Raw genomic sequence first — 25,351 nt, forward strand, 5'->3', positions numbered from 1 at the left:
TTGAAAAAGCGAATCACCTTGACATGCTGTTTTTCTCCATTATTATTGCTCACCACGTCACCTTTGTTTGTCGCGTCATGTTTGGAGATCGCAGCCGGCGGGAGCCGGTACAACGAAAAGCGACAACGATGAAGCGGTGACTGAACGATTCGAAGAGAGAACCTGAGAGAGCCTTGGGGTGCGTGTCGGCGTCGACGGATTGTATCCGTTGCGCCGCGCGCCGCCGGGTGCGAGCTCACGGGGGTGAAAGGCTCGAAGAATTGCGGCGCCAATAAAACTTGAGGAAAGTACCAATGTTCCGCCGTCTACTCGCACCGGGGCTGCTGTTGCTGTTGGCCGCGTGCGCGCAGGATCCGTCCGTCACCGGCAACACGGTGCGGATCTGCGACGACACGGGTTGTTCTTACCGCCCGAAAGATCAGGTCTCCTATCAGAAAAAGGACGATTCGGAAGACCGGGAAGATCCGCGCATCGCCGCGCTGAAGCAAACCGCGAAGACCCAGCCGAAGGCCGCGTACGACCTCGGCCTGCGCTACTTCCGCGGCGACGGCGTGCGCCAGGACAGCTACCAGGCCCTCAAGTGGATGCGCGAGGCCGCCGAGCGCGGTGACCTGCAGGCGCAGAAGGCGCTCGGCAGTTTCTACCTGTTCGGCCTCGAGGAAATGGGCTCCGACGCGCGCGAAGCGGAGAAGTGGCTGTCGATCGCGGCCGGCCGCGGCGACAAGGAGTCGAAGAAGCTGCTCGACCTTGCACGCAAGGCCAAGAAGGAAGACGAAGAAGACTGGAAATGGCGCACGCAGTGGCGTGACGTCTATTACGGCTACTGGTACTCGGGCTATCCGTACTACGGCGTCTGGCAGCAGACGTACTGGTACTACTGACCGGGCCTGAAGCAACGGGGGCAGCAGCGGGGAGACCACCATCGCGCGCCAGCCGGGGGGCTTATCGAAGTTCGCACGAACACATAAGCCGAACAACGACTCTAATCGATCGACAACGACATGAAGACCAACCTTTCCCAACGTCTCACTCAAGGTGCGCTGGTCGCAGCGCTTTGCGCGTCCGTGGCGGGCTGCGGCGGCATGGTGACGCCCGGCGGTCAGAACGCGGGCGTGACCGGTGCCGCCGCGGGCGGCACGAGCGCCGGCGCCGATACGGGGCTGCAGCGCTGCGCGTCGCCGCTCGGCACGATCGCGGTCGACGACGGCCGCAATGCCGACTGGTGGGGCCCGTTCGGCAGCGCGACCAAGATGACGACGATCGACCCGCTGCTGCGCCTGGCCGTCCAGCAGTCGAACTGCTTCGTGATCACGTCGATCGGCAACCAGAAGAGCGACGCGCGCCTGTCGCGCATCACGCAGTTGCAGCGCAACTCGGGCGAATACCGCGCGGGCTCGAAGCAGCAGAAGGGCCAGCGTGTCGCGGCCGACTACTACATGGAACCGCAGATCGTCATCAACGATTCGCCGATCGGCGGCATCGGCAGCATGATCGGCGGGCTGATCGGCAACAGCGCGGTGGCGGCTGTGGCCGGCCACCTGCAGACGAAGGCATCGGTCGTCACGCTGACGCTGTTCGACGTGCGCTCGGCCGTGCAGATCGCGGCATCGGAAGGCAGCTCGACGGCGACCAACTACGGTGCCGCGCTGGGCGGCTTCGGCGGCGGCGTGGGCGGTGCGCTCGCGGGCTTCTCGTCGACGCCGGAAGGCAAGGCGACGGTCGTCGCGTTCATCGACGCGTACAACAAGATGGTCGTCGCACTGCGCAGCTACAAGGCGCAGGACGTCAAGGGCGGCCTCGGCCGCGGCGGCCAGCTGCAGGTCAACTGACGTTGACCGGCCCGCGGCGCGCCGCGGGCCGATTTCCGATTCGAGACTGTCCGTACGCGTGGTGTGATTCCGCGCGTACCGGCTTCGCTCATCTTTTTTGCTTCGAGGTGACCCCGATGAAAGCCGCTGCATTGATCGCATTGACCTGTCTGGCGCTGACCGCTTGCGGCGGCGACGACAATTCCTCGCCCGCCGCGTCCGGCGGATCGGGGACGAGCAACAACGGCGGCACTGGTGGCACTGGTGGCACAGGCGGTAGTGGAAGCGGCGGCAACGGCGGCAGCGGTGGCTCGGGCGGTTCGGGCGGCGGCACGATGACGTGGCGCTACGACGCGCAGCCGACCGCGGCGGATCAGGCGAGTTTCCTGACGCTCCTCAACAGTGAAGGCGCAAAGGGCTACCGCTATCTGGGCGACTATTACTACAACGCATCCAGCGGCGGTTCGCGCTCGATCTTCGTGAACGACGGCACCGCGCAGACCTACACGTACCAGTTGCAATCCACGCCGGGCGACTGGACGACGTTCCTCAACCAGGCCAACACGCAGGGCACGAACGGCTATCGCTACGAAGGGCCGCTCATGTACGGCTACCTGTATCGCAAGGATGGCGGTTCGTCGGCCACCTACACGTACACGACGACCGGCCTGCCTGCCGACCCGAACGCGTTCCTCACGCAGGCGAACGGCCAGGGCCAGTCGGGCTACTGGTTCCTGGGTCCGATGGTGATCGGCTCGGTACAGGCGAACGTGTACATGAAGAACAATGCGTCGGGCGCGACCTACACGTACGACGCCCTCACGCCGACGACGAACGTCAGCGACTTCATCGCGCAGGCCAACAGCGAAGGCGCGAAGGGTTATCGCGCGAAGGGCGGGATGCTGTTCGGCAGCACGATCTCGTGGGTCTACGTGAAAGACCAGACGCAATCGCCGACCTTCACCTACCAGTCGGCCGCGATCCAGTCGACCGGCGCGAGCTTCGTGCAGCAGGCGAACGGTTTCGGTGCGCAAGGCTCCGCTTACCTGAGCGATATCGCGCTCGGCACCACGCCGCCGATCGTGACGGCATCGTTCTATTTCAAGCCGACGAACTGCACGGGCTTCCTGTGCACGACGCTCAATCCGCTCACGCAGAACTGAGCGGGCGCTGCCGGCACAACGGCGGTGCGCGGGCGATCCTGCCGGGTCGTTCCGCGCGGGTCGAATCGGGTGCCTCGGTGCGTCGCGAGATTCGTTGACGCATCTTTTGCCGCCGGCTTGCCGGCGGTATTTCATTTCGGGCGTGCCTGCGGCGATTCGATGAAGCAACCTATCCGGACGGACAGGTGCGCGACACGCGATTCTGCCGTCGAGTTTCGTTCAAGTTCAAAACAATCATTCAAAAAAATAGGACGTTTACTAAAAGGATAATGCACGCCTGATTTTCGCAGTGTCGTTTGGCATGATCGGGACATCGCTATCCCGATTGTTTCCATCGTGACGTCCATCCGCAGGGGATCTGCCACAGGTCCGCGCTCAGGGCTCCGTCACGCCGAGTCATGCCATACAGCACGCTTCAGTCCATTCGCCGCTACCAGAGCATTTCGATGTTCGGGGGCGGCATCGTCGTCACGATCCTGATCCTGATCGCCTGCGGGCTCGGGATCACGTCGATCGTCTACGGCTATCTGGACGGCGAGCGGCGCAATTTCCTGAACGGTGTCGAGGAAGCCTCGGACGAGATACAGGTGGCCGAGACGTCGTTCCGCAACGGCGTCACGAATACGCAACTCATCTGGCGAGAGATCGGCGCGGCGCCGGCCGACGTCGTGCACACGTTCTTCGCCGACGGCCAGCAGCTCGCGATCAAGCCGTATCCGTCGCTCGTGGTCGGCGTGCCGGGGCAAACGGCGCAGCGCGACGAGGTCGCGCGCTATCTCGCGTTGTCGTTCCTGCTGTCGCGCATCTGCGCGGCGAGTTCGCTCAATCGCGGGCGCACGCTCGAGGGTTACCACTACAGCACGCGCACGGGCGTCTTCGGCCTCGTGCCGCACCTGACGCGCGACAATCCCGCGCTGGCGTCGGCCGGCGCACGTGCTCGATGCGTTGCGCGTCGATTTCGACGGCTCGCCGCCGGCCCCGAACGACGGTCGGCCGAATGTCCGCTGGCTGCCGCCCTACGTCAACCCCGTCACCGGGCAGGTGCGCATCCGCGTTGCCGCCGAGGCGCGCGCCGCCGGCCAGCCGTTCGCGGTGCTGGTCACCGAATACGCACCCGAATACCTGCTGTCATGGCTGCCCGGGCGGGCCCTGGCCGGCACGTTCTTCGTCACGTCGGCGGACAACCGGCTGATCGCGATCGATCCCGACGTCGAACGCACGAACGCACTCACCGAGCGCTTGTTGAACCTCGATGTCGCGCATCGTGGCGCCGTGTCCGCCGAGCCGCTCTTTCGCGACGGCGCGATCGTGTTCAGCAGCAAGCTCGCGGCAACCGGCTGGACGATCGCCTATGCGCTGTCGTGGGGCGACGTGGTGGCCGGCATCGGCGTGCAGGCCGGCGCGCTCGCGGCGTCGACCCTCGTTGCGATCGTCGTGATGTGGTTGCTGCTCGTGCGCTTTCACCGGCGCGTGCTTGTGCCTGTGTATGCACGCTCGGCCCGCGTGTTCGACAGCGAGGCGCTGTGCCGCAGCGTGATCGCGATGGCGCCGGTCGGCATCGGCCTCGTGTCGCTGTCCGACCGGCGCGTGATGCTCGCGAGCGACGCACTCACGCAGATGCTGCTGCCGCATGAAGGCGATCACCATGCGCTGTCCGCGCAGGTACTCGAGAAGTACGACGCGTTCGTCGCGAACGGCGGGGCAGGCCGGACGATGACGACCGAACTCATGCTCGATGCACGCGGCGATGCGCCGCTGCACCTGGAGGTCATCGCGCACAGCGCACGTTATCAGGGCGAGGACGTGCTGATTGCGACGTTCGCCGACACGAGCGCGCAGCGCCGCCTCGTTCGTCAGCTCGAGGAAGCCGTGCGCGCGGCCGATTCGGCGAATGCGGCCAAGTCGTCGTTTCTCGCCGCGACGAGCCATGAGATCCGCACGCCGCTCAACGTGATCCTCGGCAACCTCGAGCTGCTCGAGCGCACGGCGCTCGACGCATCGCAGCAGAGCCGCGTGCGGACGTTGCGCGCGTCGGCCGAAGGGCTGCTCGCGATCGTCAGCGACGTGCTCGATTTCTCGAAGATCGAAGCTGGCGCGATGTCGGTCGAGTCGATCGAGTTCGACGTGATCGCGGTGATCGAACGCGAGCTCGCGGCCTTCGCACCGGTCGCAAAGGCAAAAGGGTTGCCGCTGTTCGCCGATATCGATGCGAGCGGCGCGCAGCGGATGCGTGGTGATCCGACGCGGCTCGCACAGGTGGTCGGCAACCTGTTGAGCAACGCGATCAAGTTCACGAGCGACGGGCGTATCGTCGCGCGCGTGGCGGTCGGGCGGAGTGCGCGTGGTGCGCCCGAGATCGCGATCGGCATCGAGGATACCGGCATCGGGATCGACTTCGCGCAGCAGAACAGGCTGTTCAAGCCGTTCTCGCAGGTCGACGCATCGATCACGCGGCGCTACGGCGGCACGGGGCTCGGGCTCGCGCTGTGCGATCGGCTGGTCGCGGCGATGGGCGGCACGATTTCGGTCGACAGCGCGCCGCGTGTCGGCAGCCTGTTTACCGTGCGCTTGCCGCTGCGCGCGGGCATTGCGCCGAAATCCCCGGCCGGCACGGGCGCCGGCCAGACGCTGATCGTCGTGTCGCCGGAGGACGCGTGGCGTGCGTTTGCATTTCCCCATCTGCGGGCATGGGGTTTCGACGTCGCGATGCATCCGAGTCCGATCGGGATTGCCGCCGGGTGCCTCGCGCGTGCACACGCGATCGTGCTCTTCGGCGATTCCGACCAATGGCGGCGCGAAGAGCTCGACAGTCTTGGTGGGGAGACGCCGGTCGTGCTGGCTACGCCGGACGGCCCGCTGCAGCCGGATGTCGCGGGCCGGACGATCCGCGTGTCGAGTTATTCGCTGAACGGGCTGTGCATGGCAATCGCGCAGGCGCGAGTCGCTACCGCCGAGTCGCCGCGCGGGCCGGGGCGCGCGACCGATTTCTGGCAGCCGTTGTTGCCGGCCTCCAGTGCGCGTGTGCCGCGTGTGCTGGTGGCCGACGATGCGGCGGTCAACGGGTCGATTTTCCGCGAGCAGCTGGATGTGCTCGGTTGCACGGTCCGGTGCGTGTCGTCCGGCGGCGCGGCGCTCGACACGCTCGCGAACGGCACGTGGGACGTGCTGCTGCTCGGCGCCGACCTGCCCGACATGTCGGCCCGGGAACTGGCGGAAGCCGTTCATGCGCGCGCCTTGCCGTGCGACATGATCGTCGTGGCATCGCATCTGGTGCCCGACGATGCCCGGCGCTACGCGGCATCGAACGTCGCGTGCGTGTTGACCAAGCCGGTAACGCTGGCCGACCTGCGCCGCGGCCTCGTACGCATCGCGCGGCGGCGCGGGATCGTGTTGCCCGCGGGCGCGGCGGACGGGCGGCTTGCTTCGGGCGTAATGGCCGCTGCGGCGGCACACTGGCCGGGACGCTAGAAATGGCGGCGCATCGGCGACGTAGATCGCCTGCGTCAGAACAGGGAAGGCAGATACGCCGCATTGCTTCGATGCCGCGTGAATTCGACTGAAGAAGGAAGGGTAAGGCAGTGCGCTATATGGGAAAGGTGTTCGGGCTGCTGCTTGGATTCGCGACGTTGCCGGAGAAATCCCGACGGGATTTCCTGACGAAGCTGAACGAATTCATGATGATGTCGCCGTCGCAGAAGCGGCGGGCCATCACCGAGTGGCAGCACGTCGCGGATGACAGGTCTGGTGAGCAGGACAAAACCGCGGTCAAGCATTAGGGCGCGGCTTCGGCCGCCTTGCGGGACGGGATGGATCGACGGCGTGGGGGCGCCGCCGATCGGACGTGCATGGGCGGCGGACTCTCGACGGTTCGGCCCGTAACGTCACGCCGGGCGCGTCTGCGTGCGTGATGGCATGTGCGTCGGATCGTGGCGGGTACAGGCCGCCACGCCGGAGCGCAGAGCCGCCGCGGAACCCGTCTATTATCTTAAAATTTCGCTGCACACCGCCGGGTTCGCCGAACGCCGTGACGCGACCGTGTTGCGGGATCGATTCAAGTCCCGGCGCGTCGCACAACATGGCACGTCAGGCCGCGTGTATCGGGAGAAGAAGATAAATGGATGAATTTTTTGTGCGAGTGATGGTGGCGGACGATCATCCTTCGTCCGCACTCGGAATGTCGCAGGCGCTCGCGGGCAGCAGCACGATCAAGCTGCTCGGCACTGTCTCGAATTCGACCGATCTCGTGGCGATGCTCGACGAGCAGCAAAGCGACGTGCTCGTCGTCGACTACGTCATGCCCGGCGGCAAGTATGGCGACGGTCTTTCACTGCTGTCCTTCCTCCAGCGTCGCTACCCGGCACTTCGCCTCGTGACGATCACGATGATCGACAACCCGAGCGTGCTGCTCGCGATCCAGAAGCAGGGTGTCGGGTGCATCCTGAGCAAGTCCGATGCGATTTCGCATCTGGTCGGCGCGGTGCATGCGGCTTTCGTCGGTGCCAATTATCTGTCTCCGTTCGTCAAGAAGCTGCTGGAGGATTGCCAGCCGTCGGCGGGTGTCCGCACGCTGACCGCCCGCGAGATCGAAGTCGTGCGGCTTTACGGGGCCGGCCTGACGGTCGGCGAGATCGCCGTCCAGCTTCATCGCAGCAAGCAGACGATCAGTTCGCGGAAATCGAGCGCGATGAAGAAGCTCGGTATCGTTCGCGATGCCGATCTGATTCGCTATGCGAGCGAGGGCCATCTGCCCGACTTGCCCGAGGCCGGTGCATGAACGGCGCCCGGCGGACAGTACCGAGTGACCCGGACAACGCATGACGCGGTGCCGGTGCCGAGACGACTTCGACGACACCTATGCCCACCAAACTGAAAACGCTGATCGCGCATGCCGCGGCCGCGGGCCGCAAGCCGTTCGAACCGGGGCGCGTGCGACGCCAGCAGCAATGGTTGCTGTACGGAAGCGGTGTGGCGATCACGGTGTTCGTGCTGGTCTGCGCGGCACTGGTCGCGCAGCTCGACCTGCAGGAGTCGGTTGCGCGTGACCGTTCCGAGTTCCTGCTACGCAAGGCCGACCTGCTCGCGGAGATGGAGGTGGTCAGGGCGCTCCAGAATCGCTATGTCGAAAACCTCGAGTTGATGGCCCGGCACTTGCCGACCGCGCCGTCCGATGCACTCAAGCGGTTTGCCGACGATCGCGGCAGGCTGGCCGTTCTCGGACACACGGGACGCGTGGCGGTGGCCGCGTTCGCGGCCGATCCGTCGCCCCGGCCAGGGGGGCCTACGCGCCGTTTCTTGCGGCGTTTCTCGAGCCGGTCGAGAAGACGGGTGTCATGCCGCCGAGGCAGCCCGGCGGCCCGGGCATGGGCGGATATCTGATCGATCCGGACGGCGGCTTCGTCATCGTGGCCGGGTATCCGCTGGTGAAGGCGACGCTCGCGCTGCCGGCCGGTTTCGACGTGAAGGCGTTGATCCGGCAGTTGCAGCCGCCGGCCGAGTATGTATCGGCGGCTGCCGCGCCCGGCAATCGGCAGATTTTTCTGGACCGGCGGCAGGATCCGCTGCTCGGGCGGTCCGTGCTGCGGTTCGCGCAGGCGGTGCGGGACAGCCAGGGCAAGCCGGTCGCATGGTTTGTCGTTGTCGCGCGGCCGGAGATCGACGACATCCTGCGCGCCTCGTCCTCCGGCCATGACTATGCACTGGTCGATTCGAACACGAATGTCCTGACCGGCCGGCAGGCTGCCCCCGCGCTGACCGCCCGCGCGCTCGATTATGCGCGCGCGATCGGTGGCGAGCGGGCCGCCGCACACCGTGTCGGCACGAGTATCGTCATCGGCGACCGCATGCCGGGGTTCCGCGAGGTGCTGACCGCGACGTATTCGTGGCGCGGCCTGTTCGACGACGTGGCCGTCCGCCTGGGTATCGCAACCGGTCTCGCGTTGCTCGCGATCGGGACGGTGTGGTTCGCGATCGTCATGTTCGACCGGCGCGCGCTGCGCCCTGCCAACCGCCGCGCGATCCGGCTGATCGAAAGCGAGGCGCTGAACCGCACGCTGATTCGCACGGCGCCGGCCGGCATCATGCTGCTGGCGCTGGCCAACGGCGACACGATGGCGCGCAACGAGGCCGCACAGGCTTATGGCGGCACCGGCATGGCGCCGTCGCTCGGCAAGCGCATCTGGCAGGCATACCGCGACAGTATCGCGGGCGGTCGGAAGCCGCGCGTCGTCACGCACGAGTTGTCGGTCGACCGCGCCGATGGCGGGGCGGCCTACCTTGCGGCGCACATCGTCCGTACCCGCTATCGCGGCGTCGATGTACTGCTCTGTACGCTGACCGACATCACCGCGCGCAAGCAGGCCGAGGACAAGCTGCGCGAGGCACGCGAAGCCGCGGACGACGCGAACAAGGCGAAGTCGACCTTCCTGGCGACGATGAGCCACGAGATTCGCACGCCGCTGAACGCGATCGTCGGCAATCTCGAATTGATGGCGCGTGCGGCATTGCCATCGACCGAACAGCGTCGGCTGCAGACGGTCATGTCGTCGTCCGACGCACTGCTGCGCGTGATCAACGACGTGCTCGACCTGTCGAAGGCCGAATCCAACCAGATGGTGCTGGAAGCCGTGCCGTTCGACCTTCGAGCCGTGCTGCTCGACGTCGCGGCGATCTTTCGTCCGCTCGCCGAAGCGAAACGGCTCGTACTCGAATGCCGTGTCGCGCCGGGGCTGGCCGACGGTTACGTCGGCGATCCGACCCGCCTGCGCCAGATCGTGTCGAACCTTGTCAGTAATGCGATCAAGTTCACCGAGCATGGCAGCGTGACGATCGACGCGCTGCCGGCCGTCGCTTCCGGCCGGCAGCACGGCGTCGAAATCTCGGTGCGCGACACGGGCATCGGCATTCCTGCGGAAGCGCTACCGGCGCTGTTCGATGTGTACGTGCAGACCGATCCGTCGATTTACCGGCGCTTCGGCGGCACGGGGCTGGGGCTGCCGCTTTGCGGACGTCTCGCGCGCCTGATGAGCGGTGCGCTGACGGTCGACAGCCAACCGGGTGCGGGGACGACCTTCACCGCATCGCTGCTGTTGGCGAGGGCGCCGTCCGGATGGCGCGTTGCGTTCGACGACGAACCCGCCACGACGCCAGCGTGGCCGACGCGCCCGGACGGCGGTGTGCCGCTGCGCGTGCTCGTCGCGGAAGATCACCCGGCGAGCCGCGTGTTGTTGCGGGATCAGCTCGATGCGCTGAGCTACGATGCGACGATCGTCACGAACGGCGTCGAGGCGATGCGTGCGTACTTTTCGCAGTCGTTCGATGTCGTGCTGACCGATCTAGGCATGCCCGAACTCGACGGCTTCGCGCTGGCGAACTTCCTGCGCGAGCAGGGGGCGACGGTACCCGTGATCGCGATGACCGCGCACGCGACCGAAGAGGACCGTCGGCGGTGCGCACAGGTTGGCGTCGCGGAGGTCGTGCTCAAGCCGCTGTCGATCGATGCGCTCGATGCGGTGTTGCGGCGCCACGGGGGGCGCGGCGCGACGGCGTTGCACGCGGTCGATCGCGACGACCGGCAGGTGTCGTTGATGACGGAAGAGATGTGCGAACAATTGCGTGCCGCGACGCTGCGCTCGCTGGCGACGATCGACGCCGCATTGCTGCGCGGCGACGACGATTGCCTCAAGGGCGAGCTGCATTCGATGCGAGGCGGCTTCGCGCTGGCCGGCGACGCAGACGCGAGCGATGCGTGCGCGAGAGGCGAGCGTGCGCTGGCCGCGGGCGGTGTCGATGCGCTCAAGCCGGAATGGCCGGCGATGCGCGAGGAGGTGGAGGCTGCGCTGTCGAGATTGCCCGGCGACTGAACGGAACGACGCCGTGCTTGCCGGCGCGACGGCGGGAGAGGCTTGCGACGTGGACGGCCGACGACCGCGAACGCTGCGCAGTCGTGCGCACTGGATCGTCGAGAGGTACGCGCTCGCCGGGCGATCGTATTCATGGACTGACGCGCGAACGCCATGATGGGCGCGGCGATGGTCCCAGGCCGCCGCGCCGACACGCCGCCGTGCCGCAAGCGAGGCGACACGCGGGCACCGCACGCCGCCGCGCAGAACGGCACGGCGCTCGACAACCGGTTATCCGGCATGAGTGCGCCGCCGGCGGATGCCGGAGGCGGCTGCATCATTGCGTGGAATTGGCCCATCGCGCGCGGGATCGACTTCGGATACCCATCAGCCGTTGCGGAAGATCTCCGCATAAGCACTCAACGCCGGCACTCCGCCAAGGTGCGCATACAGCACCTTCGACCCCGGCTCGAATTCCCCGCGCTGCACCTTGTCGATCATCCCGTGCATCGATTTCCCTTCATAGACGGGATCGGTCAGCATGCCTTCCAGCCGCGCACACAGACGAATCGCCTCCAGCGTGCCATCGTTCGGGAGTCCGTATTCCGGCCCGGCATAGCGCGTGTCGAGCACCACGTCCTTCGTTTCGATATCGCGCCCCAGCCCGACCAGCTCGGCCGTGTGCCGTGCGATCCGCGTGATCTGCTCGTGTGTGCGCTCGGGCGTCGCCGACGCGTCGATGCCGATCACGCGATCCGCGCGTCCGTCGGCCGCGAAGCCGACGACCATCCCCGCCTGCGTGCTGCCCGTGACCGAGCAGACCACGATGTAATCGAACTTGAAGCCGAGCTGCGCTTCCTGTTCCCGCACTTCTTCCGCGAAGCCCACGAACCCGAGCCCGCCGAGCGGATGCTCGGAACACCCGGCCGGTATCGGATACGGCTTGCCGCCCGACTGCCGCACGCTCTCCATCGCTTCTTCCCAGCTGCGGCGAATGCCGATGTCGAAACCGTCGGCGACGAGCCGCACGTCGGCACCCATCATCCGCGACAGCTGGATGTTGCCGACGCGGTCGTACACGGGGTCTTCATAGTTGACCCAGTGCTCCTGCACGAGCACGCACTTCATCCCGAGATGCGCGGCGACGGCCGCGACCTGGCGCGTCTGGTTCGACTGCACGCCGCCGATCGACACGAGCGTGTCGGCACCTTGCGCGAGCGCGTCGGGCACGAGGTATTCGAGCTTGCGCGTCTTGTTGCCGCCGAATGCGAGGCCGCTGTTGCAGTCCTCGCGCTTCGCATACAGCTCGACCTTGCCGCCGAGATGCGCGCTCAGGCGCTTGAGCGGCTGGATCGGGGTCGGGCCGAACGTGAGCGGATAACGGGGGAAACGTTGCAGGTTCATCGACAAGCTCCGAGGGAAGGTGGGCAGGAAACCGGATCGGTCGGGTGCTGCTCGCACGCCGTGTCCCGATGGAAAAATGATAGGCAGGACGGTGCGAAATGAGCTTGCGAAATAAATGGTGACGACCTACGTTATCGATGAGATATTGATGGTAGAGACAATTTTGATTCTCAAAACGGATGGGAGGCGCAATGAAATTAGATCGCGGTAGCACATCCCCGGCCGACGCCGCGCCGGCGCTCGATCGCATCGACCGGGCGATCCTGCGGCAGTTGCAGCAGGATGCGTCGATTTCGAACGTGAGCCTTGCCGCGAAGGTGAAGCTGAGCGCGCCGGCATGTCTGCGGCGCGTCGAGCGGTTGAAGGAGATGGGATTGATTCGCGGCATCGTCGCGTTGCTCGACCCGAAGCCGCTGGGTGCCGGGATGCTGGTCGTGATCGGCTTCGTGCTGGATCGCTCGACACCGGAGGCGTTCGCCGAATTCGAGAAGGCCGCGCAGAAAGTGTCGGGGTGTGTCGAGTGCCACGTCGTGACGGGCGAATTCGACTACTTCATGCTGGTCCGCACGCGCGACAACGAGAGCTTCAACCGGTTGCATGCCGAGCAGTTGCTGTACCTGCCCGGCGTGCGGCAGGTGCGCTCGTTCATGGTGCTCAAGGAGATTCTGTCGACGCACGCGTTGCCGGTGTAGCGCGGAGCGCCGTCGATTCTCGTTGGTGACGGATATGCCGTTTGGTCGATTGAAAACTCCCGATTGGGAGTATCAAATGGGAATGTGAATCAACCCATTTGGGAGTCGCCATGGCAGCAACCACACGTTTGCCCGACCGATTTCAACTTGCTGCTGAACCCGCTGCATGCGGATTTTGCTTCAAGTGTGAAAGTGATCGGCAAAGAAGCGTTCGTGCTGGATCCCCGCCCGTTTGGTTGACCAAAGAATTGCTTTGGTTGACGAATCGTCGTCGGCTGCAGCCCGGTCGCGTCACTCGGTCAGCGCTGCCACGGCGCGACGCCTGGAGGCGAGGTCTTGCCGAGACGCTCGCGTGCGTCTCGCACGACCGCCGCATCGAGTTCCCCGTCATCGGCCAGCGCCTTCAGCGCGGCGAGCACGATGCTCGCGCGATCGACCTCGAAGAACGCGCGCAGCGCATCGCGCGTGTCGCTGCGCCCGAACCCGTCGGTGCCGAGCGTCACGTAGCGGCGCGGCACGTAGGCGCGGATCAGCTCGGGCACCGCGCGCACGTAGTCGGTCGCGGCGACCACCGGGCCGTGCGTGCCTTCGAGCATCCGCGTGACATACGACGATGCCGGGCCGTCGCCGAGCCGTGACAGCCGTTCGGCTTCCATCCCGTCGCGCTGCAATTCGCTGAAGCTCGTGACGCTCCAGACGGCCGCATCGATCCCCCAGTCGTCCTTCAGCATCCGCTGCGCGGCGAGCACTTCGCCGAGAATCGCACCCGCGCCGAGCAACTGCACGCGCGCGGTCGCGTTCGACTCGGCCGGCAGCCGGTGCATGCCCTTCAGGATGCCTTCGCGACGCGCGGCCGGATCGTCGCCGGGCATCGACGGCTGCGCGTAGTTCTCGTTCATGACGGTCACGTAATAGAACACGTCGCGCTGCTGCTCGACCATCTCGCGCATGCCGGCATCGACGATCGTCGCGACTTCGTACGCGAACGCCGGGTCGTACGCGCGGCAGTTCGGAATCGTCGACGCCGCGAGATGGCTGCTGCCGTCCTGGTGCTGCAGGCCCTCGCCGCCGAGCGTCGTGCGGCCCGACGTCGCGCCGACGAGGAAGCCGCGCGAGCGCTGGTCGGCAGCCGCCCAGATCAGGTCGCCGATGCGCTGGAAACCGAACATCGAGTAGTAGATGTAGAACGGCAGCATCGGCAGGTCGTGCACGCTGTACGACGTCGCCGCGGCGATCCACGACGACACCGCGCCGGCTTCCGAAATCCCTTCCTCGAGAATCTGCCCGCGCGTGTCCTCGCGGTAGTAGAGCATCGAGCCGAGATCCTCGGGTTCGTAGCGCTGGCCGAGCGGCGAGTAGATGCCGACCTGCCGGAACAGGCTCGCCATGCCGAACGTGCGTGCTTCGTCGGCCACGATCGGCACGATGCGCGGGCCGAGCTCGCGATCCTTGATCAACGCGGCAAGCATGCGCACGAGTGCCATCGTCGTCGACATCTCGCGGCCGGCCGCTTCCAGCGCGAACGCCCCCCAGGCCGGCATCGAAGGGACGGTCAGCCCCTTCGATGCCGCCATCCGCCTTCTGGGCAGATAGCCTCCCAGGGCAGCCCGGCGGGCATGCAGGTAACGCATTTCCGGGCTGTCTTCCGCTGGTTTGTAAAACTTCAACTGCTCGACGTCGCCGTCCGACAGCGGCAACCGGAAGCGGTCGCGGAACGCCTTCAGGTCGTCGACGTCGAGTTTCTTCTGCTGGTGGGTCGTCATCCGGCCCTGGCCGGCCGCACCCATCCCGTAACCCTTCATCGTCTTCGCGAGGATCACGGTCGGCTGGCCGCGATGGGCGAGCGCGCGCGCATATGCGGCGTGCAGCTTGCGTGCATCGTGGCCGCCGCGGCGCAGGCGGTCGATTTCGGCGTCGGTGAGCTGCGCGGCAAGCGCCTCGAGCGCCGGGTCGCGGCTGAAGAAGCGCGCGCGGTTGTACGCGCCGTCGTTCGCGGAGAAGGTCTGGAACTGGCCGTCGACGGTATCGGCGAACGCGCGCGCGAGTGCGCCCGCGTGATCGCGTGCGAACAGCGGATCCCAGTCGGAACCCCACAGCACCTTGATCGTGTTCCAGCCGGCGCCGGCGAACAGCGCCTCGAGTTCGTCGATCACGCGGCCGTTGCCGCGCACCGGGCCGTCGAGCCGCTGCAGGTTGCAGTTGATCACGAACACGAGGTTGTCGAGCCCCTCGCGGGCGGCGAGCGACAGCGCGCCGAGCGATTCGGGCTCGTCCATCTCGCCGTCGCCGAAGAAGCCCCACACGGTGCGGCCGGCGGTGTTCGCGAGCCCGCGATGCTGCAGGTAGCGCATGAAGCGCGCCTGGTAGATCGCGTTGATCGGGCCGATGCCCATCGAGCCGGTCGGGAACTGCCAGAAGTCGGGCATCAGCCACGGGTGCGGATACGAACACAGCCCGGGCCCGGCGATTTCACGGCGATAGTGCGTGAGATGGTCTTCGCCGAGAAAGCCTTCGAGATACGCACGTGCATAGACGCCCGGCGACGAATGCGGCTGGAAGTACACGAGATCGCCGCCGGGGCCGCTTTCATGGCCCGCGCCGGCCGGTGCCGCGCGGAAGAAGTGGTTGAAGCCGACTTCGAACAGGTCGGATGCCGACGCGTAGCTCGCGATGTGGCCGCCGAGCTCGCCGTACGCCCGGTTCGCGCGCACGACCATCGCGAGCGCGTTCCAGCGCAGTGCCGCGGACAGCCGTTCCTCGAGATCGGCGTCGCCCGGATAGGGCGGCTGCTCGTGCGCGGCGATCGTGTTCACGTACGGCGTGACCGGGCCGCGCGGCGCCGCGAGCCCGCGGGTGTGCGCATGCGCGGCGAGCCGGCCGAGCAGGTATTGGGCGCGCTCCTTGCCGACGTGCGCGACGACGGCGTCGAGCGCCTCCAGCCATTCGGCGGTTTCTTCAGGGTCGGCGTCGGCGTGAGCGGCGCCCGCGCGCCGCGTGGCATCGATACCGTTCGACAGGTCCGTCATCGCAGGTCTCCCGCGCGCCGGTTCGGAGCGGCGCGCATCAGTGGCAATCGGTCGGATCATGCTACCCGCCGATCCGCAAAATATGCGTCTGATTTCATTGGGATTTCGCTCGCCGATAGTGTAAATATTCCGGTTGTGGCCACTCTTCCGGAATATTTCGACCATGAGTTCAAACCCGCGGCGGCTCGACCGCATCGACATCGGCATCCTGAACCAGCTGCAGCAGAACGCGCGGATCACGAACGCGGAACTCGCGCGTGCGGTGAACCTGTCGGCCACGCCGTGCTTCAACCGCGTGCGCGCGCTGGAGAAGCTCGGGCTGTTCCGGCAGCAGGTCACGCTGCTCGACCCCGAGCCGCTCGGGCTGCGGATCAACGTGTTCATCCAGGTCAGCCTCGAGAAGCAGGTCGAGGACGCGCTGCAGCGCTTCGAGGAAGCGATCTCGCAGCGGCCCGAGGTGATGGAGTGCTACCTGATGTCGGGCGACGCCGACTACCTGCTGCGCGTCGTGATGCCCGACATGCGCACGCTCGAGCGTTTCATCATCGAGCGCCTGACGACGATCCCCGGCGTATCGAACATCCGGTCGAGCTTCGCGCTGAAGCAGGTGCGCTACAAGACCGCGCTGCCGTTGCCGGCGTCCGGACTGACGCTCGTCGATCCGGACGAGGCGGCATCCGACTGGAGCTGAGCGGGGAGCCGCAGGCGCCCCTGCGCGGTTTCCGACTGCAATCGGAACCATGACAAAGCGCCGACGATTGCCCGACACCGTCGAAAGGCGCCGCGTGCGGCGCGACGGATCGCTGCCGCAGCGGCGTGCAGGGCGCTTGCATCGTCACGACGCCGCGCGGCACGATCGCGTATGCTCGTCCCGTCAGCGGCAACGGCGGCTGCCGTTGTCGGATCAATCGTGTGACGACCGATCAACGAGCGAGGGCATGATGGCTAGACAGACGATGGCGGAATACCTGGCGAAGACGCTGGCGGCAGCGGGCGTCGAGCGTATCTGGGGCGTGACGGGCGACAGCCTGAACGGCCTGTCGTTCAGCTTGAGCCAGATCGGCTCGATCCGCTGGATGCATACGCGGCACGAGGAAAGCGCCGCGTTCGCGGCCGGCGCGGATGCCGCGTCGACCGGGCGGCTCGCGGTGTGCGCGGGCAGTTGCGGCCCCGGCAACCTGCACCTGATCAACGGCCTCTACGACTGCCACCGCAATCATCAGCCGGTACTCGCGATCGCCGCGCACATCCCGTCGACCGAGATCGGCCTCGGCTACTTCCAGGAAACGCATCCGCAGGAGCTGTTCCGCGAGTGCAGCCACTTCGCGGAACTCGTGACGAACGCATCGCAGTTCCCGCGCGTGCTCGCGCGCGCGATGCGCACCGCGATCGACGAGCGCGGCGTCGCGGTGATCGTGCTGCCGGGCGACATCGCGCTGGGCGACGGCCCGGACGAAGCGCCGGCCTGGAGCGAATCGGCGCCGCCGTCGATCCTGCCGGCCGACGCCGATCTCGATCGGCTCGCGGCGCTGCTCAACGCGTCCGACGCGGTCACGCTGCTGTGCGGCAGCGGCACGCAGGGCGCGCACGACGAGGTGGTCGCGCTGGCCGACACGCTCGGCGCGCCGGTCGTGCATGCGCTGCGCGGCAAGCAGTTCGTCGAATGGGACAACCCGTTCGACGTCGGGATGACGGGGCTGATCGGCTTCAGCTCGGGCTATCACGCGATGGAATCGTGCGACACGCTGCTGATGCTCGGCACGGATTTCCCGTACCGGCCGTTCTATCCGTCGAACGCGAAGGTCGTGCAGATCGACTGGAAAGGCTCGCAGCTCGGCCATCGCGCACCGCTCGCGCTGGGTCTCGTCGGCACCGTGAAGGAAACGATCGCGGCGCTGCTGCCGCGCCTGACGCGCAAGACGCAGCGGCGTTTCCTCGAGAATGCGCTGAAGCACTACGCGACCGCGCGCAAGGGGCTCGACGATCTCGCGGTGGCCGAGCCGCCAGGCCGCGCGATTCATCCGCAATACCTGACGAAGATCGTCGACGAAGTCGCAGCGGAGGACGCGATCTTCACGGCCGACGTCGGCACGCCGACGTTGTGGGCCGCGCGCTACCTGACGATGAACGGCAAGCGGCAACTGCATGGTTCGTTCAATCACGGCTCGATGGCGAATGCGATGCCGCAGGCGCTCGGTGCGCAGGGCGCGCATCCGGGGCGGCAGGTGGTGTCGCTGTCCGGCGACGGCGGGCTGTCGATGCTGCTCGGCGACCTGCTCACCGCACGCCAGCTCAAGCTGCCGGTCAAGATCGTCGTGTACAACAACAGCCTGCTCGGCTTCGTGTCGATGGAGCTGAAGGCGGCCGGCTATCTGGATACGAACGTCGACCTGAGCCCGACCGATTTCGCGGCGATCGCGAAGGGTGCGGGCATCTTCAGCGTGCGGGTCGAGCACTCGGAGAACGTCGAGGAAGCGCTGCGCACGGCGTTCGCGCATGACGGGCCGGCCGTCGTCGACGTCGTCACGTCGAAGTACGAGCTCGCGATGCCGCCGAAGATCGAACTCGCGCATGCGAAGGGCTTCAGCCTGTTCATGCTGCGCGCGATCCTCAGCGGGCGCGGCGACGAGATCGTCGAGCTGGCGAGAACCAACCTGCGGTGAGACGCGCCGCGCACGGGGCGGGCGTCGGCGGTTGATCCGGTACGAATTGATCAGGGGAATCAGGGTCAATCTTCACGTCGCCTTAAGTTTGCGTTTCCTAGAATCGATTTGATCGTCGCGCTTCCCGCGACGGATCGATTCGTCCAGGAGGATGCGCATGCCGAAGCCCCGTGTCGCCGTAGCCCTGTTTCATGAAGTCTTCGGCGCGTCGTTGCCGACGGCGCAATCGTTCAAGGGCTGCCGATGATCTGGCCGAACGCGTGGCGTGTCTCGGCACTGTTCGTGCGCGAGTGGGTCGGCCGTCCGGCCGCGGTGGGCGCGTTGTGCCCGAGTTCGCGGCAGCTGGCGCGCGAGATGGCCGACGCGGTGCCGGACGGTGACGGGCTGGTCGTCGAGCTCGGCGGCGGCACCGGCGCGATCACCGCGGCCTTGCTCGAACGCGGCGTCGCGCCGCGGCGGCTCGTCGTGGTCGAGCGTTCGCCGGCGTTCGTCCAGCATCTGCGGCGACGTTTTCCGGGCATCTCGATCGTGTCGGGCGACGCGCGGCAGCTCGAACGCCTGCTGCCGCCCGACGCGCGCGTCGACGCGATCGTGTCGTGCCTGCCGCTGCGCACGCTGCCGCGCCAGGACGTGACGGCGATCGTCGGCCAGTGCCATCGCGTGCTGTCGGCCGACGGCGTGATGATCCAGTTCACGTACGACCTGCGGCCGCCCGGGCGGCATCCGCTGGGCGATCCGGCATTTGTCGCCCGCGGCAGCCGGATCGTCTGGGCGAACATTCCGCCTGCGCGCATCGTGACCGTGCGCAACATTGCCGCCGAACACGCGGAATGACGCCGCAGCACGCGCGGCGCCCGGCGGTGGCGCCTCGCTGCTTCCTTTCATCATTCATTCGCTACCTTCCAGTTTCCATTCACATTGACGTCACATCCGGTTCCTACCATCGCCTTTCATTTCGAAAGCATCAACGGCGGGGAGAACCGGCACCATGAATCGAATCAAAACGGCGGCGCTGCTGTGCGCGGGCGCCTTTGCGCTCGCCGGATGCGGCAGCGACGACGGCCCGACCAGCACGTCGCCCACCCAGCCGCCCGTTCAGACGGCCGCGCGCAACGTGATCTTCTTCCTCGGCGACGGCATGGGGATGACGACGCTGACGGCTGCTCGCATCTACGGCGTCGGTGAAGACGGCGCGCTCACGATCGATACGCTGCCGGAAACCGCGTTCGTGAAGACCTATTCGAACGATGCGCAGGTGACGGACAGCGCGCCGTCGATGTCGGCGTACATGACCGGCGTGAAGACCAACAACGAAGTGATCTCGATGTCGCCCGACACGAAGGCGATCGAGCCGAGCGCGAGCCTGACCGGCAATTGCGGCGCGAACAACGGCAAATCGGCGACGACGCTGCTGGAGATCGCGAAGGCGAAGGGGCTGGCCACCGGCGTCGTGACGACCACGCGCGTCACGCACGCCACGCCCGCTGCGACGTATGCGCACGTGTGCCATCGCGACGCCGAGAACGACATCGCGGCGCAGCTCGTGCCGGGCGGCGCGGGCTACAACGGCGCGCTGGGCGACGGCGTCGACGTCGTGCTCGGCGGCGGCACGCAATTCTTCGTGCCGAAGGACGGCGGCGGCAAGCGCACCGACGGCCGCAACCTCGTCAACGAGCTGAAGGCGAAGGGCTATGCGTTCGCGCAGAACCGCGACGACCTGCTGGCCGCCGATGCGACGAAGAGCGGCAAGCTGGTCGGCCTGTTCTCGTCGAGCCACATGAGCTACGACCTCGATCGCGGCGCGACGAAGGAGCCGAGCCTCACCGACATGGCGACGCGCGCGCTCGACGTGCTGCAGAAGAATCCGAACGGTTATTTCCTGATGGTCGAAGGCGGCCGGATCGACCACGCGCTGCACGACACCAATGCGAAGCGCGCGCTGCAGGACACGGTCGCGTTCGACAACGCGATCAAGGCCACGCTCGACAAGGTGCGCAAGACCGATCCCGACCTGAAGAACACGCTGATCGTCGTCACGGCCGACCACGACCACACGCTGGTGCTGAACGGTTATGCGGCGCGCACCGGCAAGACCGAGGCGGGCAAGGCCGGCGTGCTGGGCGTGCTGCGCAACTACCAGACGGGCGCGGTCGCGAAGGACGCGGACGGCGCGCCGTACACGATCATCGGCTTCGGCAACGGCGAGAACCGCGTGCAGGGCAGCCGCGCGGGCACCGCGCTCACCGACGCGGTGACGGGCGCCGACGACTATCGCCAGGAGGCGGTCGTGCGAATGGACAAGGGCAACGAGACGCACGGCGGCACCGATGTGTTCCTCGGTGCGATCGGCCGCGGCGCGGATGCGTTCCACGGCGTGATCGAGAACAACAAGGTCTTCGAGCTGGTGCGCAACGCGGTGCAGCTGTGAGCGCCGACCATACGGGTACAGGGGAATACAGGATGTCGACCATCAAGTGCATCGCGGCGGCGCTGGCCGTCGCGGGTTTCGCATGCGGCGCGGCGCAGGCCGCCGGCCAGGCGAAGAACGTGATTTTCTTTCTCGGCGACGGCATGGGGCCGACGACCGTGACGGCGAGCCGGATCTACAAGGTCGGTGAGTCGGGACAACTGACGATGGAGAAGCTGGCGCGCACCGCGCGCATCAAGACCTTCTCGAACGACGCGCAGACGACCGACAGCGCGCCGTCGATGGCCGCGTACATGACCGGCGTGAAGATGAACAACGAAGTGCTGTCGATGTCGTCCGACACGCGCGCGGTTGCACCGGGCAACGACGCGAACGGCAACAAGACGGTCAACAACTGCGCGCCGGGCAACGGCCAGCCGGTCGCGACGCTGCTGGAGCTGGCGAAGGCGCGCGGCAAGGCGGTCGGCGCGATCACGACGACCGAGCTCACGCACGCGACGCCTGCCGCGACCTATTCGCACATCTGCCATCGCGACGCGCAATACGATATCGCCGCGCAGGCGGCGCCGGGCGGCGCGGGCTACAACGCGGCGCTCGGTGACGGCGTCGACGTGCTGATGGGCGGCGGCCGCAACCACTGGACGCCGTTCGATCCGGTGGCCAACAGGCGCGGCCGCGCGGACGGGCGCAACTTGCTCAACGAGATGAAGGCGAAGGGCTACACGGTCGTCGCGACGAAGGATCAGCTCGCGCAGGCCGGCAACGGCAAGCTGGTCGGCTTGTTCAGTTCGACGAGCCATCTCGAGTACGAACTGGACCGCGTCGCGGGCAAGGGCGAAGGGCCGTCGCAGCCGAGCCTTGCCGAGATGACGTCGAAGGCGATCGACGTGCTGTCGAAGCATTCGAACGGCTATTTCCTGATGGTCGAAGGCGGCCGGATCGATCACGCGCTGCACGGCACCAACGCGAAGCGCGCGCTCGAGGATACGGCGGCATTCGACGAAGCGATCCGCGTCGCGCTGTCGAAGGTCGACCTGTCGAACACGCTGATCGTCGTGACGGCCGACCACGACCACACGATGACGATCAACGGCTATTCGAAGCGCGGCAACCCGATTCTCGACATCAGCCGCAACTATCGCGACGGCCAGCCGAGCAAGGACGCCGACGGCAATACCTACACGACGCTGGTGTTCGGCAACGGCGCGAACCGGCCGAACGTGCGCGCGTCGGTCGATTCGGCCACCGCGACGAACGATGCGTATCTGCAGGAAGTCGGCGTGCGGATGGGCAGCGCGGGTTCGGAAACGCACGGCGGCGGCGACGTGATGCTGTTCGCGGACGGCGCCGATGCGAAGGCGTTCAAGGGCACGATCGACAACACGAAGGTGTTCGGTCTCGTGCGCTCGGCGTTCGGTTTCTGAGGCGGGTGATGGCACGATGAACAGGAACGCACGATGAAACGCCGGATCCTCTGTGCGCTCGCCTGCGGGATGATTGCACTGCCGGCGTGTGCCGCGCCCGATCTCGACGCCGTGCTGCTGCACGAGAGCCGCACGGTGACGGCCGACGGCGTGACGCGCACGACGCTGTATCGCGAACGGATGGTGCGGCGCGACGGGCACGTGTGGGTCGAACGCGTGCTGCCCGCCGCGGCGGCCGGCGGCGGTCAGGGCGACGATCACGATCATGACCACGATGCAGGCCCGGGCCGCCGCGCCGGCGTGCAGCCGGCGGCCGCCCACGCGGGCCACAGGCATTTCAACTTCCAGGCGGCTGCACGGCATGTGACTTACGACGGCAAGACGGCCCGCATCGAGTATGTCGATGCGGCGAACCGGACGGTCGTCAGCGTGCCGCCGGCCGAGTACGAAACCACGGGCTTCGACGGCTCGTGGGACAACGCGTACTACGTCACGCCGCCGTCGCAGCTGAAGCGGCTCGCGGTCGCGAAGCGCGGCGACGCGCCCGGCACCCTCTGGTACGAGCAGGCGGTCGATACGCCCGGCGCGCGCGGCGTGAACCGGATCCTGTGGAGCGAGACGCTGCAGGCGCCGCTGTCGGTCGAATACCGGAGTGCCGACGGCCGCGTCGTGCGCAAGCTGACGTTGACACCGGCGCCGGCCGCGCGGCGCGAGGCGCCGCCGTGGACGACGCTCGCCCGCTACGCGCGCAAGGAATACGCCGACTATCTGGATTGACCGGCGGGCGGCGACACGCTACCGATTACCCGACGGCTTCGGTCGATCGTGCGATGCGTACGCGGGGTTTGCGGTCAGGCCGGGCGGTATCGCCATCGCGATACGGCCGGGTGCTGGCCGCTTTCTTCTCTTTCCGAAGTCGTGTCACCCGGCAGGGGCGGCCGACGATCCGCTAGAACCGCGCGCCGTCCGGCACGCGCGTTGACGGCCGCGACGCGACCCGCTTGATGAAGCGGTCGAGCGGTGTCGCATAGCCGCGCGCGATCGCCGCGCTCAGCACCGCCGACAACGCCAGATACGCGATCAGCAACAGCAGCCGGGTGTCGCCATGCGTGGCCGACGGCGGCCAGAACGTGCGCAGCCCGCCGAGCACGATCAGGTGAAACAGGTACAGCTCGTAGCTCAGGGTGCCGGCCCGGCGCAACGGCGCGAGCAGGCGGCCCTGCGCGCGCGTGCCGTTGACGTGCGCGCCGATCAGCAGCACGGCCGTGCCGAGCGCCATCGCGGTGACGCCGGCGACGTGGCTTTCCGCGATCGGCCAGGCCAGATACAGCGCGGCCATCGCCGCCGCGACGAGCCCCTGCACGAGCGGCGCGGCGAGTCGCTGCCAGCTTTTGCGCTCGGCCAGCAACGCGGTGCAGCAGCCGATCGCGATCCCGTCGAACGACGCGAAGTACGCATAGAGGAACCCGCCTTCGTCGCCGGCGTGCGTGAAGCGGTACACGGGCCCGATCGCGGCGACGGCCACCCAGAACGCGACCAGCCGCGCATCGCGGCGCAGCGCGATGCACAGCAGCGGAAACGACAGGTAGAACACCTCTTCGACCGACAGCGACCACAGCACGCCGAGCGCGTAGTTGACCCACCCGTATGCGCCGATCAGCACGTTCATCCAGAACGTCAGCGACGCGAGATTCACGAGCCAGAACGACACGGCGACGCCCTCCGGCGCGTGGTTCCGGAAGATCGGCACGCCGGCCGCCGCGAGGCCGTTGACGAGCGCGAGCAGCAGGAGCAGGCACGGGACGATGCGCGCGATGCGCGACACGTAGAACGCGCGCACGTCGACCGCGCCGAGGTTGCCCCAGCGGCGCCGCGCATTCGACGTGATCAGGTAGCCCGAGATCGCGAAGAACATCGTCACGCCGTAGTTGCCGTTGCGCACCACCGCATGCACCGTTTCCCAGCCGAATACGCGCGCGAGCGATGTTTCACGCAGCGAGTAGGGGATGTTGAAGTGATGCAGCAGGACGAGCACGATCGACACGCCGCGCAGCAGGTCGATGCGCGCGTTGCGCGGGCCGGCGCTCATTGCGGCCTGCCCGGTTCGGCGAGGGCGGGCAGCGTCGCCAGGAACGTGTCGCGTGCGCGCAGGCCGGCGTTCGGCGTCTGCCGCTCGTCGTCCTGTATCAGGTACGCGAACGCGAGCGTGCGCGGCCCTTTGGCCGCCCAGCCGACGAACCAGCCGTACGCATGCGACGCGTCGTACTTGCGCCCCGGCGACCCGGTGCCCGTCTTGCCGTGCACGATCCAGCCGCCGGGCTGCGTGTCGATCAGCGTGATGCGCTCGGTCATGTCGTACGCGTGCGCGCTGACGGGCAGCGTCCGGTTCGCGATCTTGCGCATGAAGCCGACCTGTTCGAGCGGCGAGATGCGCAGCGACGCGTTGACCCATGCGCCCATCACGCCGTTCAGTTCACCCACCTGACTGGTGGCGTCCGCGTTGCCGTAGCCGAACGCGGTCGTGTACTGCTGGAAGCGCGCCTGCCCGAGCGCCTGGGTGACCTGCTGCGAGTACCAGAACACCGACAGCTTCATCCAGCGCGCCGGATCGGTCGGCTCGCGCCACGGCGCGCCGCCCCAGTCGGGGTAGCCGGTGTGGAAATCGAGCGTCGGTGTGTGCGCGTCCTTCAGGACGCCCGCATCGAAGCCCATCAGGCTGATGGCGATCTTGAACGTCGACGCGGGCGTGACGCGGGTCGCGCAGTCGCCTTGCTGCACGAGCACCTGGCCGGTGGCGGCGTCGGCGACGACGGTGCAGACCGGGCGGGCATGGGAAGTCGCGCTGGCCAGAAGGCCGGCGGCGAGGGTGAACAGCGCGCGGCGACAGTGCTTCAAGTGACACTCC

General features: G+C 67.1%; 16 protein-coding genes and 2 pseudogenes. 14 read left to right on the forward strand and 4 right to left on the reverse strand.

Going from position 1 to position 25,351, the window contains the following annotated elements:
* Positions 1 to 293: 293 nt before the first annotated feature.
* The 7 genes and pseudogenes from APZ15_RS26350 to APZ15_RS26380 all read left to right on the forward strand — a co-directional run bounded on the left by APZ15_RS26350 (position 294) and on the right by APZ15_RS26380 (position 10,830).
* The gene (locus tag APZ15_RS26350; RefSeq protein ID WP_027789931.1) at positions 294 to 881 is read left to right on the forward strand and encodes a tetratricopeptide repeat protein; all 588 of its coding nucleotides are present in this window, start codon (positions 294 to 296) and stop codon (positions 879 to 881) included.
* A gap of 120 nt (positions 882 to 1,001) precedes the next feature.
* Positions 1,002 to 1,829, forward strand: a complete 828-nt coding sequence (locus APZ15_RS26355; protein WP_027789930.1) for a hypothetical protein — start codon at positions 1,002 to 1,004, stop codon at positions 1,827 to 1,829.
* 116 nt (positions 1,830 to 1,945) lie between these two features.
* Positions 1,946 to 2,971 (forward strand): hypothetical protein, encoded by a 1,026-nt coding sequence (locus APZ15_RS26360; protein WP_027789929.1) that lies wholly within the window; start codon positions 1,946 to 1,948, stop codon positions 2,969 to 2,971.
* 398 nt (positions 2,972 to 3,369) lie between these two features.
* A pseudogene (locus tag APZ15_RS26365) lies at positions 3,370 to 6,439 on the forward strand (ATP-binding protein).
* A 119-nt stretch (positions 6,440 to 6,558) separates the two neighbouring features.
* Positions 6,559 to 6,747, forward strand: coding sequence for a hypothetical protein (locus APZ15_RS26370; RefSeq protein ID WP_027789928.1), 189 nt, complete (start codon positions 6,559 to 6,561; stop codon positions 6,745 to 6,747).
* Between the two features lie 338 nt (positions 6,748 to 7,085).
* The gene (locus tag APZ15_RS26375; protein WP_027789927.1) at positions 7,086 to 7,745 is read left to right on the forward strand and encodes a response regulator; all 660 of its coding nucleotides are present in this window, start codon (positions 7,086 to 7,088) and stop codon (positions 7,743 to 7,745) included.
* A gap of 80 nt (positions 7,746 to 7,825) precedes the next feature.
* Positions 7,826 to 10,830, forward strand: a pseudogene (locus tag APZ15_RS26380) (ATP-binding protein).
* Positions 10,831 to 11,196: 366 nt separating this feature from the next.
* Here APZ15_RS26380 and APZ15_RS26385 read toward each other — a convergent pair.
* On the reverse strand, positions 11,197 to 12,213 hold the full coding sequence (locus APZ15_RS26385) for a 1-aminocyclopropane-1-carboxylate deaminase (protein ID WP_027789926.1): 1,017 nt from the start codon (positions 12,211 to 12,213) through the stop codon (positions 11,197 to 11,199).
* 191 nt (positions 12,214 to 12,404) lie between these two features.
* Here APZ15_RS26385 and APZ15_RS26390 point away from each other — a divergent pair, with 191 nt between their 5' ends.
* Entirely contained in the window at positions 12,405 to 12,905 is a 501-nt protein-coding gene (locus APZ15_RS26390) for an Lrp/AsnC family transcriptional regulator (protein ID WP_027789925.1), read from the forward strand.
* A 299-nt stretch (positions 12,906 to 13,204) separates the two neighbouring features.
* On the opposite strand, the gene mdeB is transcribed toward APZ15_RS26390, so the two are convergent.
* Entirely contained in the window at positions 13,205 to 15,931 is a 2,727-nt protein-coding gene (gene mdeB / locus APZ15_RS26395; protein WP_027789924.1) for an alpha-ketoglutarate dehydrogenase, read from the reverse strand.
* A 163-nt stretch (positions 15,932 to 16,094) separates the two neighbouring features.
* Between mdeB and APZ15_RS26400 the strand changes: the two genes are divergently transcribed.
* The 6 genes from APZ15_RS26400 to APZ15_RS26425 all read left to right on the forward strand — a co-directional run bounded on the left by APZ15_RS26400 (position 16,095) and on the right by APZ15_RS26425 (position 23,223).
* On the forward strand, positions 16,095 to 16,622 hold the full coding sequence (locus tag APZ15_RS26400) for an Lrp/AsnC family transcriptional regulator (protein WP_027789923.1): 528 nt from the start codon (positions 16,095 to 16,097) through the stop codon (positions 16,620 to 16,622).
* Between the two features lie 250 nt (positions 16,623 to 16,872).
* Positions 16,873 to 18,594, forward strand: coding sequence for a ubiquinone-dependent pyruvate dehydrogenase (gene poxB / locus APZ15_RS26405; protein WP_027789922.1), 1,722 nt, complete (start codon positions 16,873 to 16,875; stop codon positions 18,592 to 18,594).
* A gap of 243 nt (positions 18,595 to 18,837) precedes the next feature.
* Positions 18,838 to 19,428 (forward strand): class I SAM-dependent methyltransferase, encoded by a 591-nt coding sequence (locus APZ15_RS26410; protein WP_027789921.1) that lies wholly within the window; start codon positions 18,838 to 18,840, stop codon positions 19,426 to 19,428.
* A gap of 154 nt (positions 19,429 to 19,582) precedes the next feature.
* Positions 19,583 to 21,022, forward strand: a complete 1,440-nt coding sequence (locus tag APZ15_RS26415) for an alkaline phosphatase (RefSeq protein ID WP_027789920.1) — start codon at positions 19,583 to 19,585, stop codon at positions 21,020 to 21,022.
* A 32-nt stretch (positions 21,023 to 21,054) separates the two neighbouring features.
* Positions 21,055 to 22,446, forward strand: a complete 1,392-nt coding sequence (locus APZ15_RS26420; RefSeq protein WP_027789919.1) for an alkaline phosphatase — start codon at positions 21,055 to 21,057, stop codon at positions 22,444 to 22,446.
* 33 nt (positions 22,447 to 22,479) lie between these two features.
* On the forward strand, positions 22,480 to 23,223 hold the full coding sequence (locus APZ15_RS26425; RefSeq protein ID WP_027789918.1) for a hypothetical protein: 744 nt from the start codon (positions 22,480 to 22,482) through the stop codon (positions 23,221 to 23,223).
* A gap of 172 nt (positions 23,224 to 23,395) precedes the next feature.
* On the opposite strand, the gene APZ15_RS26430 is transcribed toward APZ15_RS26425, so the two are convergent.
* Together APZ15_RS26430 and blaOXA are read right to left on the reverse strand one after the other, a co-directional pair.
* Positions 23,396 to 24,535: an acyltransferase family protein gene (locus tag APZ15_RS26430; RefSeq protein ID WP_027789917.1), complete on the reverse strand. Its 1,140-nt coding sequence runs from the start codon at positions 24,533 to 24,535 to the stop codon at positions 23,396 to 23,398.
* The gene (gene blaOXA, locus APZ15_RS26435; protein WP_027789916.1) at positions 24,532 to 25,341 is read right to left on the reverse strand and encodes an OXA-1043 family class D beta-lactamase; all 810 of its coding nucleotides are present in this window, start codon (positions 25,339 to 25,341) and stop codon (positions 24,532 to 24,534) included. The genes APZ15_RS26430 and blaOXA overlap by 4 nt, the downstream gene beginning before the upstream one ends.
* Between the last annotated feature and the right edge of the window lie 10 nt (positions 25,342 to 25,351).

It is taken from the genome of Burkholderia cepacia ATCC 25416 (assembly GCF_001411495.1).
In the GTDB taxonomy this organism is placed as follows: Bacteria; Pseudomonadota; Gammaproteobacteria; order Burkholderiales; family Burkholderiaceae; genus Burkholderia; species Burkholderia cepacia.

Excerpts from the sequence above, each read along its gene's own strand:
- APZ15_RS26400 (WP_027789923.1), top strand. The coding sequence starts at position 16,095 with ATGAGTTCAAACCCGCGGCGGCTCGACCGCATCGACATCGGCATCCTG.
- APZ15_RS26360 (WP_027789929.1), top strand. The coding sequence starts at position 1,946 with ATGAAAGCCGCTGCATTGATCGCATTGACCTGTCTGGCGCTGACCGCT.
- APZ15_RS26410 (WP_027789921.1), top strand. The coding sequence starts at position 18,838 with ATGATCTGGCCGAACGCGTGGCGTGTCTCGGCACTGTTCGTGCGCGAG.
- APZ15_RS26420 (WP_027789919.1), top strand. The coding sequence starts at position 21,055 with ATGTCGACCATCAAGTGCATCGCGGCGGCGCTGGCCGTCGCGGGTTTC.
- APZ15_RS26425 (WP_027789918.1), top strand. The coding sequence starts at position 22,480 with ATGAAACGCCGGATCCTCTGTGCGCTCGCCTGCGGGATGATTGCACTG.
- APZ15_RS26355 (WP_027789930.1), top strand. The coding sequence starts at position 1,002 with ATGAAGACCAACCTTTCCCAACGTCTCACTCAAGGTGCGCTGGTCGCA.
- poxB (WP_027789922.1), top strand. The coding sequence starts at position 16,873 with ATGGCTAGACAGACGATGGCGGAATACCTGGCGAAGACGCTGGCGGCA.
- APZ15_RS26370 (WP_027789928.1), top strand. The coding sequence starts at position 6,559 with ATGGGAAAGGTGTTCGGGCTGCTGCTTGGATTCGCGACGTTGCCGGAG.
- APZ15_RS26415 (WP_027789920.1), top strand. The coding sequence starts at position 19,583 with ATGAATCGAATCAAAACGGCGGCGCTGCTGTGCGCGGGCGCCTTTGCG.
- APZ15_RS26430 (WP_027789917.1), bottom strand. The coding sequence starts at position 24,535 with ATGAGCGCCGGCCCGCGCAACGCGCGCATCGACCTGCTGCGCGGCGTG.
- mdeB (WP_027789924.1), bottom strand. The coding sequence starts at position 15,931 with ATGACGGACCTGTCGAACGGTATCGATGCCACGCGGCGCGCGGGCGCC.
- APZ15_RS26390 (WP_027789925.1), top strand. The coding sequence starts at position 12,405 with ATGAAATTAGATCGCGGTAGCACATCCCCGGCCGACGCCGCGCCGGCG.
- APZ15_RS26385 (WP_027789926.1), bottom strand. The coding sequence starts at position 12,213 with ATGAACCTGCAACGTTTCCCCCGTTATCCGCTCACGTTCGGCCCGACC.
- APZ15_RS26375 (WP_027789927.1), top strand. The coding sequence starts at position 7,086 with ATGGATGAATTTTTTGTGCGAGTGATGGTGGCGGACGATCATCCTTCG.
- APZ15_RS26350 (WP_027789931.1), top strand. The coding sequence starts at position 294 with ATGTTCCGCCGTCTACTCGCACCGGGGCTGCTGTTGCTGTTGGCCGCG.